This is a genomic window from Nitratireductor soli, assembly GCF_001050155.1.
Taxonomy (GTDB): domain Bacteria; phylum Pseudomonadota; class Alphaproteobacteria; order Rhizobiales; family Rhizobiaceae; genus Nitratireductor; species Nitratireductor soli.
On the sequence record NZ_LFVY01000006.1, the window covers coordinates 178,562 to 191,604 of the forward strand.

The window sequence follows — 13,043 nt, forward strand, 5'->3', positions numbered from 1 at the left end:
GTCGAGCAATGACCGAGCGCCGCTGCCGCGAATGCGGGATCGAGGAGATCCCGTCCGGGCCGGACGTCGTCCTGGTCGACGGCGAGCCGCTCTGCTGGGCCGACGACGACCTCTGCTCCCTCTGCCAGGATAGCCTGCAGGAGGAACTGGCGCGCGACGCGGCGCGCTACCGTTACTTGCGCAATCGGCAAACACGGCCCGCCGACATGGCGGCCGGCGGCGTCTTCGCCGGCCGCACACCGGACAACGTCATCCTCGGCGGCGAGGATTTGGACCGCGCGATCGAGGCGGAACTGGGCGTCAAGCCGGTGGGCGAAACGCTGGAGCACCGACTGGCACAGTGCCTGGCCGCGTGTATCGACACGCCGTTGCTGACACTGCGCGATCCGGAAGGAAACAGCCCCCTGGAGCTTCGCCTCAACTCATTCAACCGTGAGATTTCCGAGCGGGCAGCCGCACTGCTGGAGGAAGCGGGACGATGAAGACGCCGGCGCGCCTGAAGCATCTGACTTCTCGCCAATCGGTCCTTGCTGACGCCATCGGCCACTTCCTGGTGGGCGAGGACCGGGAGGATGCGCTCGCCGCGCTCTTGTCGATCTCCGCCGGGGTCATCAGCGCAAACACCGCCTCTGACGACGATGCCGCGTTGCTCGCTGCCGTCTTCGGCCAGTCCGTCGTCCGAACAGTGTGCGCCGACCGCGCCGGGCTGATTGAAGGCATCAACATTGTCGTGGGGACCGTGCAATGAACGCTCTGGCCACAATCCACGTCGCCAAGAAGGAGCTCGGGCTGGACGACGAGACCTACCGTGCGGTGTTGGTGCGCGTGACCGGGAAATCCTCGGCCGGGGAGATGAACGAGGCCGAGCGCCAGCGCGTCGTGGAAGAACTGCGGCGGCAGGGGTTCAAACGGATCAAATACGGACTTGAAGGGCCGTTTGCCAAGAAGCTTCAAGCGTTGTGGATCGCTGCATGGAACCTCGGCCTGGTGCGCGACCGGCGCGATGCGGCCATGCTGGCGTTTGTCAAACGGCAGACCGGCATCGAGCATACGCGCTTTCTGCGCAATCCGGGCGATGCGGCCAAGGCGATCGAGGCAATGAAAGCCTGGATGGCGCGCGAGGGCGGCGTCGACTGGAGCGAGCACTCCTATATCTCCGACTGGCGGCGCCAGCCTGGCGCAAGGATCGCGATAGCGCAATGGGCTATGCTGGCAAGGGCCAACGCGGTCGAAGCCACACTCTTTGCCTTCCGTTGCCATGTCGAAGACCATTTCTTCAATCCGCTCGAAACGATGACGGCGAGAGAATGGGCCGGCGTGATGAACCGGCTCGGCGAGCGCATCCGGGCAATGAAAAGATGAGCGATCGCCTCCACGTCACCGACCATGCGGTGCTGCGCTATCTGGAGCGCGCCCATGGTCTCGACGTGGAGGCGGTGCGCCGGCATCTGGCCGGTCGCGTCGCTGCCGGCGCGCGGCTCGGTGCCGCCGCCGTCACCATCGAGAACGTCAAGCTGGTGCTGCGCCGCAACGGCGTCGAGGTCAGCGTCGTCACGGCGCTGAAACCAGGCTGGCCATCGCGTGATCAGTCCGACGAGGACGGCGGATGACCTGCCGGACATGGCCTTTCGACCCGCTGCGCCCGCTCTCCTTCGGCGCCATCATCGCCGATCCGGCCTGGGCCTACGGGATGCGTTCAGCCAAGGGCTACGGCAAGAGCCCGGAGGCGCATTACGGCACGATGAGCGAGGCGGAGATCGCCGCATTGCCGGTGGGGCACCTGGCGGCGCGCGACTGTCTCCTATGGCTCTGGTGCACCTGGCCGCATCTTGAGGCCGGCCTGCGTGTCATGCGCGCCTGGGGGTTCACCTACCGCACCGGCGGGTCGTGGACCAAGCTCACCAGGCACGGGAAGCGCGCCTTCGGCACCGGCTACATTTTCCGTTCGGCCACCGAACCTTATCTGATCGGCACGATCGGCGAGCCGCTCTACCGGTCGAAATCCATCCGCAATCTGATCGAATCGGAACGACGCGAGCACAGCCGCAAGCCGCCCGAGGCGCGCGCCATCGTCGAGAAGCTTCTGCCCGACGCCTTTGCCTGCGAACTGTTCGCCCGCGAGCCGTGGCCGGGACATCGAGTGTGGGGCAATGAGACGCTGAAATTCGGTGGGGCGCGATGACCATGCCCCGACGCCGCGAGCCCGAAAGCCTTGTCCTGCCGCTCCTGACCTGGCCGCAGGCGCGGCTGATCGAGCGGATGGAGGCGGAGCGCGCCGCCCTTGCCGAACGCATCGCCCAGCTCCCCCGCCACGCCCATTACCGGCTGGCGCTCGAAACGCGCCTGCGCGACCTCACCGCGCATCAGATGATGCTCGAAATCGAGATGAAGGGCGCGTGATGAGCGAGCCGCGCCTTTCCGCTGTCCTGTTCGACCTGCTCGGTGCCGAGGGTCTTGTTCGTCTCGCCGAGCACAAGGGCGGGCGTCGGCTTTTCGTACCGAAAACGCCGGACGGTGGCGCGCTTGCCGGAACGATTGGCCAGGAGGCAGCCCGCTCCCTGGCCCGCCGCTACGGCGGCGACTACATACGCGTGCCGCTTGCGCGCGAGCTGAGGGCGCGGCACTATCGTGCCGCCGGCGCCTCGAACGCCGAGATCGCGCGGCGCCTCGGCATGAGCGAGAGCGGCGTTGATCGGCTCTTCAACGCCATGCCCAACAAACCCGTCAAGGGCAGCCGAGATCCGCGCCAGGGCGACCTTTTCCTCTGAAGCCGACCGCGATGCCCACGCCCGCGGGCATGGTTTGCCCGTGCTCACCCGACCATGCTGCGACCAGAAGCCGGCGGAAATCTGCCGGCGCGCCGCGGGCGCGCCTGTTTCCCAAAGACAGGGCGGCGGAGCCGCCCGGCGAACCACCCAGCGGAGTGCGGCGATGATCGACAGGCAAGTCTTGGCGGCCGCGAAGACGGCGGCGCGGCGGCTCGGCTGCGAAACGGCGGCGCTTGTCGCCGCCATCGAGGTCGAGAGCGCCGGCCGCGTCTACGCGGTGGTTGCCGGCCACAACGAGCCGCTGATCCGCATTGAGGGCCATTACTTCGACCGGCGGCTGACCGGTGCCACGCGCGACAAGGCGCGCCGGGCGGGACTTGCCCACCCCAATGCCGGGGTGGTGAAGAATCCGCCCGGACAGAGCGAGCGCTGGGCGATGCTCAACCGGATGATCGCCATCGACGCCGTCGCCGCGCTCGAATCGACCTCCTGGGGCGTCGGCCAGGTGATGGGCGCCCATTGGCAATGGCTGGGCTATGGGGCGGTCGACGACTTGGTCAATGTGGCGCGCGCCGGCGTCACCGGACAAATCGAGCTGATGGTTCGATACATCGAAAAGGCCGGGCTTACCGGCGCCCTGAAACGCCGCGATTGGGCGGCCTTCGCCCGCGGCTACAACGGTCGCGATTTCGCCCGCCATGGCTATCACACAAAACTCGCCGCCGCCTATCGGCGCCATGCCGGGGCGGCCGCCAGCTCGGCTCCGCCGTCGTCGGACGGCATGTTGCGGCTCGGTTCAAGCGGCGCGCGTGTGCGCGAACTGCAGACGCTGCTGGTCAGGGCCGGCCAGGCGGTGACGGTCGACGGCGATTTCGGCCCGGCCACGGCGACGGCCGTGCGGGGGTTCCAGTCGGCGAACGACATCGAGGTCGACGGTGTCGCCGGCCCTGAGACGATGCGCGCCTTCGACCGCTTCCGTCAGGGCATCGCCGACCGACCTGGCGCGCAATCGCCCGGCGCGTTGAAGGACGTGCGCGACGGGCTGGCCGGCGGCCTCGGCGGCGGGCTCGCGACCGAGGCGGCGCGCCAGCAGGTTTCCGAAGCGGCGGACCGCCTGGCATGGGTGCCCGGCCTCGAATGGGCGTCGGCCGCGCTCGCCGTGCTGGCGGCTGCGCTCGTCATCGGGGGACTCGTCTGGGCGGCCTGGGGATGGTGGCACAGCCGCCGGACCGTGGAGCGGCCATCGTGACCGCCTTCGTCATCGGTCTCGTCATGAAGGCGCTGGGTGTCGAGCGGGAGGCCGGCCGGCTGATCGTCGGCGTGGCCGCCGCGCTGGCGCTTTGCCTCGCCCTTTATGCGGGCGTGGCCGCGCTGAGGAACCAAGGCGCGGCAGACGCCGTAACCAGAATCGAAAGGAAAGATCATGAGGCGGGTGTTCATGCGAGTGACGCTCGCGATCTCCTTCGCCATTGTTTTGAGCGGGGCGGCCTGCCAGACGCGCGAACCGGGCAGTGCGACCGGTAGCGTGCGCCGGATCATGGGCACGGACATTCTCGGCGCGAAGGGCGCGACGATCCCCGACCAGGACAAAATCGACCTGACGGTCGCAGGGCCATGCGCGGTCGGCGTCTACCGGGCGCAGGAATGTTTGCATCATCGCCGGGTAAGTAGAGCGCGGCGCGAGGAACTCGGCTGATGGAACTGACAGACATCGTGCCCTGGCTTTCGTTTGCCGCACTTGCCATCTCCATCGGCACCTCCGTGACCACCTTCCTGACGTCGGGTGCAAAGCACAATGCCGAAACGCTGGCGCACCATGACAAGCGCCTCCAGGCGGTGGAGAGCAAGATCGAGCACATGCCCGACAGTGGATCGGCGCATCGGCTGGAGCTTGCCATTGAAAGGCTGAATGGCCGTATCGAGACGCTGGACGAGCGGCTGAAGCCGGTCGCGGCCATTTCCGAGCGCATGCAGGAATTGCTTCTGGAACAGGCCAAGCGATGACGGACCCGGACGTGGTGAAAAACATGGACACGCTGATGCGGGAACAGGCCCGTCTGATCATTCTGAAGGCGCTGGCCGCGCAGGTCGATGAGCAGTTGAACTCGGACCTGATGATCCATGAGCTGGCGCCGTTCGGCATCCGCAGGGACCGCGCCTGGGTCCACGACGAATTCGCCTGGTTGGCTGAGCACGGCGCGATCACTGTGACCAGGGCGGGCAGCGTGCTGGTGGCAACGCTGACGGGCAAGGGACACCGGCATCTTTCCCGCGAGATCGCCGTCGAGGGCATCAAGCGCCCTTCGCGGCCGGGCGAGTGAGATGACCCGCTTGGCAAGCTCACGATCGCGCACCGGGCGGCTCCGCCGCCCTGAATTGAGCGAACAGGCGCGCCAGCGGCGCGCCGGCCGTGGCCGGCTTTCGGCCATGGAACTGTTGCCGGCAGAGGCGACGCCGGTCATCGCCTGGGCGAGCGACGCGCTGCGCGACCGCGACCGGACACAACTCGACATCTACCAGGAGTTCTTTGCCAAGCTGGAGGCGCTGAAGCGCGATCACCGTGGCGAGCTGGAGTTCATCATCCCTTCCTTTTCCGCCTTCAATCGCCATTCGATCAAGCTGGCAACACTGGCGCGGCGCCTGGACGAGACACGGGAGATCACCGGCGTGCTGGCGGAGAAGTTCGACGCCGGGGCATCGGACGATCTGACCGTGATCGCCGCCGAAGCGATCAAGACGCTGGTCTTCGAGGTGCTGACGGATGCCGGCGAAAGCGGCATCGACCCGAAGGGGGCGATGAACCTCGCCAACGCGCTGCGCGCCGCCGCCCAGGCGCAGGGCGTGTCGACCGTTCGCCGGCAGAAAGTCGAAAAGGAGTTCGGCGAGAAAGTCGAAGAGGCCGTCACGACCGTCGCCAAGGTGAAGGGCCTGACCGAGGAGACGGCCGAGGCAATCATCGACAAGATCCTCGGCGTGCGGGTATGAGCGGGCCGATCTCGAAAGAGGACTGGGTCAGGGTCCGGCGCGAATCGGTCGCCAATCTCGACGACGTGATCGCCGCGACCGGCCGGGCGGGCGTGCTGCTTCCCTACCAGGGCAGCACGGTTGCCGAGCTGGAAAGCGGAACCGCGCTTCTGGTCATCGAGAAATCGCGCCGCGTGGGGCTGACCTGGGGGCTCGCATCTTATGCCGTGCTGCGTGCTGCCCGCGCCAAACCGGCTGGCGGCATGGACGCCATGTATATCTCCTACAGCCAGGAGATGACGCGCGAGTTCATCGACGCCTGCGCCATGTGGGCACGCGCCTATTCAATCGCGGCGGCCGAGGCGGAAGAATTCCTGTTCGACGACATCAGCCTGGACGATCCGGAGGACACGAAGAAAATCCAGGCCTTCCGCATCCGCTTCGCTTCCGGTTTCGAGATCCTCGCATTGTCGTCGGCACCGCGTGGCCTGCGCGGAAAGCAGGGCCTCGTCATCATCGACGAGGCGGCGTTCGTCGATTCGCTGAAGGAGTTGCTGAAGGCGGCGCTGGCCTTCCTCATGTGGGGTGGTCAGGTCGTCGTCTGCTCGACGCATAACGGCGTCGACAACGAGTTCAACGTGCTCGTCCAGGACATACTGGGCGAGCGACGAAAGGGCGCGCACAAGAAGATCGATTTCGACCAGGCGCTGCTCGACGGGCTCTATCAGCGCATCTGCCTCGTGACCGGGCGGGAATGGTCGCCGGAAGCCGAAGCGCAATGGCGGCAGGATATCATCGATTTCTACGCCGAGGGCGCGGACGAGGAACTCTTCTGCATCCCCGCCCAAGGGTCAGGGGCCTGGCTGACCGCTCCGCTGATCGAAGCGCGGATGACGCTTCTGCCCGAAGACGCGCCGATCATCCGCATCCAGCTTCCAGAAAACTTCCTGTTCCTCGACCCGCTCCAGCGCGCGCAGCTCTTCGAGCCGCAATTGGACGAGGTCAAGCGCGCCGTCGATCGCTGCCGTGAAAACGAGCTGCACGCGGCCGGTTACGATCCTGCGCGAAAGCGCGATCCTGCTGTGCTCACTCTGCTGGCGATCGAGAAACTGCTGCGCCGGCGCAGCGCCTTGACGGTCGAGATGCGCAACGTGCCGTTCGATGAACAGAAGCGCATCGCGCGCGTCGTCTTCCACGCGCCGCGCATGATCGGTGCCGCGATCGACGCGACCGGCATGGGCATGAACCTCGCGGAGGACCTCGGCCGTGAATTCGGCCTGCGCCAGGACGAAGAAGGCCCCGGCCTCGTCTGGGCGATCTCGTTGAACCCCGGATGGTACAACACGCATTTTCCGCCCCTGCGCACCGCCTTCGAAGACGACGCGATCGCGCTGGCGAAGGACGCCGAGCATTTGGGCGATCTTCGCCTGGTCAAGGTCGTTCGCGGCATCCCGCAAGTGCCCGCCGAGCGCGAGGGTACCGTCGGCAACAAGCGGCACGGCGACTTCGCCGTGGGGCTCGGCCTGGCGCATTTCGCCTCGCGCCAGCAATGGCATGAATACGGCTACACCGCCGTTTCAACGGGCGTTCAACGGGACGGAAACCGCAGCTTCGACACGCCGCCCGAGGAGCTGTTCGACGCCGCCGTCCGCGATCCGTACCGCGCGCCATTGGGTGCCCGCATTCGTGGAGGGTTTTGATGGCCGGTTTCTACCAGGGGCTGACCGATGCCTATGGCCGGCCGATCGAGAAGAATGAGCTGACCCGGGAGATCGCCGCGCCCACCATCGGTGGTGTGCGCTCGCCGATCACCGGCTATCCGGGCGACGGTCTCAATCCGCAGCGTCTCGCCGCCATCCTGCGCGAGGCTGATGCCGGCGATCCGCTGCGCTATCTGGAGCTCGCTGAAACGATCGAGGAGCGCGACCTGCATTATGCCGGTGTGCTCGGCACGCGCCGCCGTTCGGTGGCGCAGATCGAGATCAGCGTGGAATCCGCCAGCGATGCGGCCGGCGATGTCGACATGGCCGATACGGTGCGCGACTGGCTGACGCGCGACGAGCTGTCGGACGAGCTCTTCGACATCCTCGATGCCGTCGGCAAGGGTTATTCCTTCACCGAGATCATCTGGGACACGTCCGAGGGGCAGTGGCAACCGCAGCGTCTCGAATGGCGCGACCCGCGCTGGTTTCGGCCGGCCAGGCGCGACCTCACCACGCCCCTGCTCATCGACGAGCATGGCGCGGAGCAACCGCTGCCTGGCGGCAAGTTCATCGGCGCGGTCATCAAGGCGAAATCCGGCCTGCCGGTGCGTTCCGGCATCGCCCGCATGGCCATCTGGGCCTGGATGTTCAAAGCTTTTACCCAGCGCGACTGGGCGATCTTCACCCAGACCTATGGACAACCGCTCCGGATCGGCCGTTACGGACCGGGCGCCACCGAGGATGATCGCGCGACCTTGTTTCGCGCCGTCGCCAACATCGCCGGCGATTGCGCGGCGATCATCCCCGACGGCATGGCGATCGAGTTCGTCGAGGCGTCGAACCTCGGCACCGGCCACTCGAATTACATGGAACGCTCCGACTGGCTCGACCGGCAGGTCTCGAAAGGGGTGCTCGGCCAGACCACGACCACCGATGCGGTATCCGGCGGGCATGCGGTCTCCAAGGAGCACCGCAAGGTCCAGGAAGACATCGAGCGGGCCGACGCCCGCGCGCTTTCAGCCGTCATCAACCGCGACCTGGTGCGCGTGTGGATAGACCTGGAACACGGCCCGCAGAAGCGCTATCCGCGCATCAAGATCGCCAGGCCCGACGAGGAGGATCTCGATCAGCTGTCGAATTCGCTGGCCCGTCTTGTCCCGCTTGGCCTGCGGGTGCAGGTGAGCGAGATCCGCGACAAGTTCGGCCTGGCCGAACCGGAGGACGGTGCCGAGGTGCTGGGGGCACCGAAGGACGTTCCGCCAGATCCGCCGCCGCTGGGGGATATCCCTGACGACCTCACACCAGGCGAAGGCCGCCGATCGCTTCACCAGGAGCATTCGCCCGGCGGACGCATGGCCGACGAGTTGATCGCCGATGCGGCCTTGCCGCTTGCCGGTCCTGCCATCGGCGGCATGGTCGAGCGTGTCCGCGACCTGGTCGCCAAAGCCGGCAGTCTCGATGAGGCAATCCGCGCGCTGGAGAACGCCAGCGCGGTCCGATCTGCGCCTGCCGATCTGATTGCGGTGATGCGCCAGGCGCTGATGCTGGCATGGCTGTCGGGCGAGGCCGCGGAGGCGGACGGTGGCCGCGATGGCGACTGACGTCCGTTTCGAGGAGGCGATCTCATTCCTGCGCCGCCGGCTGGAGCTGCCGGCCGACCGCTGGGGCGCGCTGGTGCGGCAGATCGACCAGGCGGCGCGCGACCGGTCGGCCGGCATGTCCGACGCGCTGGTGACCGACATCCTGCGCGAGCTCCTCGAGGCGATCGAGGACGGGACCGGCTTCGACGCCTTCCTCGACGGCTGGAACGAGGCCACGCGCCGGCACGGCTGGAGCGCCTCGATAGGCTCTGGAGACGACGCATTCGAAACAGCCCATCGCGCCCGGCTCGCTTTCCGCGTCATGACAGCCCAGGCCTATGCTGCCGGCCGCTGGCAGCAGATCCAGCGCCTGAAGCGGGTGCGGCCCTATCTTCGCTATGTCCATGTCGATCCAGAGCTGACGCAACGCTGGTCGCGCCACGAGCATGCCGAATGGCATGGCGTGATCCTGCCGGTCGACCACGAATGGTGGGTGACACATTATCCGCCGAACGGCTGGAACTGCCGCTGCTTTGTCCAATCGCTCTCCGAGCGCGATCTGGCCCGCTACGGCTGGCAGGTCAGTGCCGAAGCACCGCCGGCGCGCACGGTGATCAAGTTCGTGCGCGGAAAGCCGATCGAGACGCCGGCCGGGATCGATCCGGGTTTTGCCTATAATGTCGGTGTGGTGGGTTTGCGCATCGGAATGGCTGGCGAGCGGTGAAGTTGACCATGGCGCTCGACAGTCCTACCGTCGCTATACGCGGAACCTAAGCGCGAACTCGGGAGGGGGCATGCCGAAAATCTTCGCCATTGCAGTTTGTATTACCTTGTTCCTGGTGAGCCAAACGATTGCTCAATCCGACGAGGATTCTCCGGGGCCCATCGTGCTTTCCGAGCGGGTCCAGGAGATAGCGAAGGAGTACCCCCTTGCTGATCGCCTTGGGATAGACTGGTCCAAGGCGACCGAAGTCGACACAGGGCGCTATCTTGGCCTGCTCTCATCGGCACAGACGATCGCATCCGAAATTGCCCGCAGGAATGACCGTAATGTGCCGGAGGAAGCCGACTATCATGCGGCGTTCATTTCACTTTGCCTTTGGCCGAACAAGCCGCCTCTCGTGGAACCCAGTTGGGACATTCAGATGACCACCTTCTATGACGCAAATGAACGTAATCTCGTCAGAGAGGCGGTGGGCAAAATGGCAGTGATGCTGCCGAGCTACTACAAAGATGGCGATGCCGATGCGTTCAAGTCAGCCATTGAGGCCTTGCCTAAAGACCCCAACGACTATTTTTCATCGGTCTTCAACGCTCCCCTAGTGGACCAAGGCCGATGAGATGGAATGCATTCTGAGCACACTGGCCAGGATACCGATCATCGAGTTCGTCTTGTTCATTGCGTGGTGGTTCGTCACGGCTGCGCAATGGCGAGGGCTACCTGTTGAAGGTCCAGACGAACTCTCCCTCGACGAACGACAGCTCGGAGCGACCGTTATCATTTCGGAGATGACCGGTATCCTGACTGCCTGTTCTATCATCATCACCGGCATCGCGGCGTTTGCTGCAATCCTTGGCTCACAGCCTCCAGCGGAGACCGCGCCGCACCTCGGCTGGGCAGCGCTCTACGCCGTGGTCGCGCTTTTTCTGGCGCTTTGGGTCATGTCAGCGCTGCCGGCCAGAGTGACCAGGAAGAACGTGCTCAGGTCGAAATCAGTGGCGACAATTTGCGCCATCGCCCTCTATCTCTCGCTGATCGCGGGCGTGCGCTTCGTCTTCGGCATATGGTCATTCGTGCTGTGGCCAGCATGAGCCTAGTGCCCCAGGCGCTCGACCTCGATCGGGGCCGCAGGACCGAGCTCGGCATCAGGTTGGGCTTGGCCGCCTGATCAGAAAAGGCTGCGAATGATCCCGACGGCCAGTGGGCCAACGACGACAACGGCAACCGCCGCCACGACAACCCACCGCCAAGCGCGGATATAGACGCGCCGCCAGAGCGGCTGAACCGCAATGAAGCGGCGCCATTCCTCGCGCTCACTCTTCTCGTATGCAGCGTCAGCTCTCCATCCCATCACAACATCCTAGCTGTTGTCGGTGACGAGGTCATTATTCGTCCGTAGACGCACGGGAACCCGTTTCATGGCTCCACTGGCCGCTGCGGGCCGTCACTGGCACCCAGGGCCGTTCAAAACCCGTTTAACGGCGCGATTGGAGCCGGTCGCATGTCTTTGCCGCAGGCACTGGCGACGAGGCCACCTTGACCGGCCTGGCGGGTCGTGACAGCCTTCCCGTCGTCGCGTCGCTGGCAGCCACCGATTTTCGCCACCGCCGCCGGCGCCTCCTCTCTCTCGCCGAAGTTGATGCCCGCCGCCGCGGGCATGGTTCAGCGCAGCCCGGCCGGCCAATCTGCGGCCATGTTTCGCGACCGCCGATACTCCGTCTCCCTGCATGCCTCGTCGCACGACGACGCCATAGCCATGTGCGCGGCCGTCAACCTGCCGGCCGACAACGAGGCGGCACCGGAATGGGTGCACCTCCTGCCGGCAGGTGAAATCCAAACTGGCGATGGCCGTGGTCCCTACCGGGTCCGCAACCCGGCGACTGTGCTTTCGGCGAGCCTGGGGCCGGGCGAAAGGCTGCCGATCGACGAGAACCACGCGACGGACTTGGCGGCGCCCCGCGGCGAGCCGGCCCCGGCACGCGGCTGGATCGTCGAGCTTCAATCACGCGACGACGGTGTCTGGGGCAGGGTCGAATGGACCGCCTCCGGCCGCCGCCTGGTCGTCGGCCGCGCCTATCGCGGACTTTCACCGGTGATTCGACATCTGAAGAATGGCGAGGTCACCGCGATCCTGCGCGCCTCGCTCGTCAACCGCCCCAATCTGCGCGGCCTGACCGCGCTCCATCAGGAAGGACAGGACATGACCCTGATCGAGAAGTTGCTGAAGGCACTCGGCCTCGACGCCAACACCGGCGAGGACCAGCTCGTTGCCCATGTGACGGCGATGCACGCCGAGAAAGCCGCCTCAGCCACGGCGCTCCAGGCGGCGATGTCGCCCATCGCCAAAATGGTCGGCCTCGACGACAGCGCCACGGCCGAGGCGGTCCTCGCCGGTGTCGAGCGGCTGAAGGGCGTGGACGGCGACGCAGCCGCGGTGACGGCCCTGCAGGCCGAGCTCGCCGCCGTCACCACCACGCTCAACGCGCTGTCCGAGACGACCAGGCGCGAGAAGGCCGAGGCCTTTGTCGACGGCGAGGTGAAGCGCGGCCGCGTTGGCCTGAAGCCGGTCCGCGACCGCTACGTCACGATGCACATGGCCGATCCGGAAGGCGCCAAGACCCTGATCGCGGCGATGCCCGTGCTCGGCGCCGGCGGGTCCATCGTGCCGGCCGCTCCACCTGCCAGGGACGGCGAGATCTCGCTGCATGCCGAGCAGCTCGCCGTCGCCCGCATGCTTGGCCAGGATCCGAAGGACTATGCCGCGACGCTGAAGGCCGAGCGCGAGGCCGCGCTCTAAGCCGCAGCAAGCCAACCCCGAAACCTGAAAAAGGACCCGCCCAATGGCAGCCCTGACCGAAGACCGCAACACCCCGCAGGCGCTTGGCGACATGCGCGAGGGCCTGATGGCCGCCGCGACGACGATCTTCGCCGGCGCCATCGTCATGCGCAACGCCGCCGGTCACCTGACTAGGGGCGCCACGGCCACCGGCCTGGTCGGCGTCGGCCGCGCCGAGACGCGCGCCGTCAATGCCGGTTCGGCGGGCGACGCCAGCGCCAAATACCGGCCGGGCATCTTCCGCTTCGCTAATTCGGCCGCCGCCGACGAGATCACCATCTCGGAGATCGGCACGCCGTGCTTCGCCGTCGACGACCAGACGGTGGCCAAGACGGACGGCACCGGCACGCGCTCGATCGCCGGTTTCGTCGACCATGTCGACGCCCAGGGCGTCTGGGTGCGCTTCGACGAGACGCTGGTGCGGACGCACCTTTCCGGCATCACCAACCCGGTCTGACGCCACGCTCACGA

The 13,043-nt window shown here is 66.4% G+C and carries 20 protein-coding genes; all 20 read left to right on the forward strand.

The window, feature by feature from the left end; genetic code table 11:
• Positions 1-8 precede the first annotated feature (8 nt).
• Positions 9-482, forward strand: a complete 474-nt coding sequence (locus AB843_RS09485) for a hypothetical protein (RefSeq protein WP_048646581.1) — start codon at positions 9-11, stop codon at positions 480-482.
• A complete protein-coding gene (locus AB843_RS09490) occupies positions 479-748 on the forward strand; it encodes a hypothetical protein (protein ID WP_048646582.1) in 270 nt (89 codons plus the stop codon). The genes AB843_RS09485 and AB843_RS09490 overlap by 4 nt, the downstream gene beginning before the upstream one ends.
• Complete coding sequence (locus AB843_RS09495) at positions 745-1,362, forward strand: regulatory protein GemA (RefSeq protein ID WP_048646583.1); 618 nt, start codon at positions 745-747, stop codon at positions 1,360-1,362. Before AB843_RS09490 ends, AB843_RS09495 begins: the two co-directional genes overlap by 4 nt.
• Entirely contained in the window at positions 1,359-1,610 is a 252-nt protein-coding gene (locus AB843_RS09500) for a hypothetical protein (RefSeq protein ID WP_048646584.1), read from the forward strand. Before AB843_RS09495 ends, AB843_RS09500 begins: the two co-directional genes overlap by 4 nt.
• Complete coding sequence (locus tag AB843_RS09505) at positions 1,607-2,182, forward strand: MT-A70 family methyltransferase (RefSeq protein ID WP_048646585.1); 576 nt, start codon at positions 1,607-1,609, stop codon at positions 2,180-2,182. Before AB843_RS09500 ends, AB843_RS09505 begins: the two co-directional genes overlap by 4 nt.
• Complete coding sequence (locus AB843_RS09510; RefSeq protein ID WP_048646586.1) at positions 2,179-2,400, forward strand: hypothetical protein; 222 nt, start codon at positions 2,179-2,181, stop codon at positions 2,398-2,400. Before AB843_RS09505 ends, AB843_RS09510 begins: the two co-directional genes overlap by 4 nt.
• On the forward strand, positions 2,400-2,768 hold the full coding sequence (locus AB843_RS09515; RefSeq protein ID WP_048646587.1) for a hypothetical protein: 369 nt from the start codon (positions 2,400-2,402) through the stop codon (positions 2,766-2,768). The genes AB843_RS09510 and AB843_RS09515 overlap by 1 nt, the downstream gene beginning before the upstream one ends.
• A gap of 163 nt (positions 2,769-2,931) precedes the next feature.
• On the forward strand, positions 2,932-4,017 hold the full coding sequence (locus AB843_RS24930; protein ID WP_082143735.1) for an N-acetylmuramidase domain-containing protein: 1,086 nt from the start codon (positions 2,932-2,934) through the stop codon (positions 4,015-4,017).
• Positions 4,014-4,292 (forward strand): hypothetical protein, encoded by a 279-nt coding sequence (locus tag AB843_RS25845; RefSeq protein ID WP_162230635.1) that lies wholly within the window; start codon positions 4,014-4,016, stop codon positions 4,290-4,292. Before AB843_RS24930 ends, AB843_RS25845 begins: the two co-directional genes overlap by 4 nt.
• A 13-nt stretch (positions 4,293-4,305) precedes the next feature.
• The gene (locus AB843_RS09525) at positions 4,306-4,464 is read left to right on the forward strand and encodes a hypothetical protein (RefSeq protein ID WP_206412837.1); all 159 of its coding nucleotides are present in this window, start codon (positions 4,306-4,308) and stop codon (positions 4,462-4,464) included.
• Positions 4,464-4,772: a DUF2730 family protein gene (locus AB843_RS09530; protein ID WP_048646588.1), complete on the forward strand. Its 309-nt coding sequence runs from the start codon at positions 4,464-4,466 to the stop codon at positions 4,770-4,772. The genes AB843_RS09525 and AB843_RS09530 overlap by 1 nt, the downstream gene beginning before the upstream one ends.
• A complete protein-coding gene (locus AB843_RS09535; protein ID WP_048646589.1) occupies positions 4,769-5,089 on the forward strand; it encodes a VpaChn25_0724 family phage protein in 321 nt (106 codons plus the stop codon). The genes AB843_RS09530 and AB843_RS09535 overlap by 4 nt, the downstream gene beginning before the upstream one ends.
• Position 5,090: 1 nt before the next feature.
• Positions 5,091-5,753, forward strand: a complete 663-nt coding sequence (locus tag AB843_RS09540) for a DUF3486 family protein (protein ID WP_082143737.1) — start codon at positions 5,091-5,093, stop codon at positions 5,751-5,753.
• Positions 5,750-7,432 carry a terminase large subunit domain-containing protein gene (locus AB843_RS09545; protein WP_048646590.1) on the forward strand — a complete coding sequence of 561 codons (1,683 nt, stop codon included), beginning with the start codon at positions 5,750-5,752 and terminating at the stop codon, positions 7,430-7,432. The genes AB843_RS09540 and AB843_RS09545 overlap by 4 nt, the downstream gene beginning before the upstream one ends.
• On the forward strand, positions 7,432-9,036 hold the full coding sequence (locus AB843_RS09550; RefSeq protein ID WP_048646591.1) for a DUF935 domain-containing protein: 1,605 nt from the start codon (positions 7,432-7,434) through the stop codon (positions 9,034-9,036). The genes AB843_RS09545 and AB843_RS09550 overlap by 1 nt, the downstream gene beginning before the upstream one ends.
• The gene (locus AB843_RS09555) at positions 9,026-9,739 is read left to right on the forward strand and encodes a phage head morphogenesis protein (protein WP_157384468.1); all 714 of its coding nucleotides are present in this window, start codon (positions 9,026-9,028) and stop codon (positions 9,737-9,739) included. The genes AB843_RS09550 and AB843_RS09555 overlap by 11 nt, the downstream gene beginning before the upstream one ends.
• Before the next feature lie 70 nt (positions 9,740-9,809).
• Entirely contained in the window at positions 9,810-10,355 is a 546-nt protein-coding gene (locus AB843_RS09560) for a hypothetical protein (RefSeq protein WP_157384469.1), read from the forward strand.
• Position 10,356: 1 nt separating this feature from the next.
• Positions 10,357-10,827 (forward strand): hypothetical protein, encoded by a 471-nt coding sequence (locus tag AB843_RS09565; protein ID WP_048646594.1) that lies wholly within the window; start codon positions 10,357-10,359, stop codon positions 10,825-10,827.
• Between the two features lie 548 nt (positions 10,828-11,375).
• A complete protein-coding gene (locus tag AB843_RS09580) occupies positions 11,376-12,533 on the forward strand; it encodes a phage protease (protein WP_244467939.1) in 1,158 nt (385 codons plus the stop codon).
• Positions 12,534-12,576: 43 nt separating this feature from the next.
• Positions 12,577-13,029, forward strand: coding sequence for a hypothetical protein (locus tag AB843_RS09585; RefSeq protein WP_048646597.1), 453 nt, complete (start codon positions 12,577-12,579; stop codon positions 13,027-13,029).
• Positions 13,030-13,043 lie beyond the last annotated feature (14 nt).

Coding starts and splice junctions, on each gene's coding strand:
- AB843_RS09485 (WP_048646581.1), top strand. CDS start 9: ATGACCGAGCGCCGCTGCCGCGAATGCGGGATCGAGGAGATCCCGTCC.
- AB843_RS09490 (WP_048646582.1), top strand. CDS start 479: ATGAAGACGCCGGCGCGCCTGAAGCATCTGACTTCTCGCCAATCGGTC.
- AB843_RS09495 (WP_048646583.1), top strand. CDS start 745: ATGAACGCTCTGGCCACAATCCACGTCGCCAAGAAGGAGCTCGGGCTG.
- AB843_RS09500 (WP_048646584.1), top strand. CDS start 1,359: ATGAGCGATCGCCTCCACGTCACCGACCATGCGGTGCTGCGCTATCTG.
- AB843_RS09505 (WP_048646585.1), top strand. CDS start 1,607: ATGACCTGCCGGACATGGCCTTTCGACCCGCTGCGCCCGCTCTCCTTC.
- AB843_RS09510 (WP_048646586.1), top strand. CDS start 2,179: ATGACCATGCCCCGACGCCGCGAGCCCGAAAGCCTTGTCCTGCCGCTC.
- AB843_RS09515 (WP_048646587.1), top strand. CDS start 2,400: ATGAGCGAGCCGCGCCTTTCCGCTGTCCTGTTCGACCTGCTCGGTGCC.
- AB843_RS24930 (WP_082143735.1), top strand. CDS start 2,932: ATGATCGACAGGCAAGTCTTGGCGGCCGCGAAGACGGCGGCGCGGCGG.
- AB843_RS09525 (WP_206412837.1), top strand. CDS start 4,306: ATGGGCACGGACATTCTCGGCGCGAAGGGCGCGACGATCCCCGACCAG.
- AB843_RS09530 (WP_048646588.1), top strand. CDS start 4,464: ATGGAACTGACAGACATCGTGCCCTGGCTTTCGTTTGCCGCACTTGCC.
- AB843_RS09535 (WP_048646589.1), top strand. CDS start 4,769: ATGACGGACCCGGACGTGGTGAAAAACATGGACACGCTGATGCGGGAA.
- AB843_RS09540 (WP_082143737.1), top strand. CDS start 5,091: ATGACCCGCTTGGCAAGCTCACGATCGCGCACCGGGCGGCTCCGCCGC.
- AB843_RS09545 (WP_048646590.1), top strand. CDS start 5,750: ATGAGCGGGCCGATCTCGAAAGAGGACTGGGTCAGGGTCCGGCGCGAA.
- AB843_RS09550 (WP_048646591.1), top strand. CDS start 7,432: ATGGCCGGTTTCTACCAGGGGCTGACCGATGCCTATGGCCGGCCGATC.
- AB843_RS09555 (WP_157384468.1), top strand. CDS start 9,026: ATGGCGACTGACGTCCGTTTCGAGGAGGCGATCTCATTCCTGCGCCGC.
- AB843_RS09560 (WP_157384469.1), top strand. CDS start 9,810: ATGCCGAAAATCTTCGCCATTGCAGTTTGTATTACCTTGTTCCTGGTG.
- AB843_RS09565 (WP_048646594.1), top strand. CDS start 10,357: ATGGAATGCATTCTGAGCACACTGGCCAGGATACCGATCATCGAGTTC.
- AB843_RS09580 (WP_244467939.1), top strand. CDS start 11,376: ATGCCCGCCGCCGCGGGCATGGTTCAGCGCAGCCCGGCCGGCCAATCT.
- AB843_RS09585 (WP_048646597.1), top strand. CDS start 12,577: ATGGCAGCCCTGACCGAAGACCGCAACACCCCGCAGGCGCTTGGCGAC.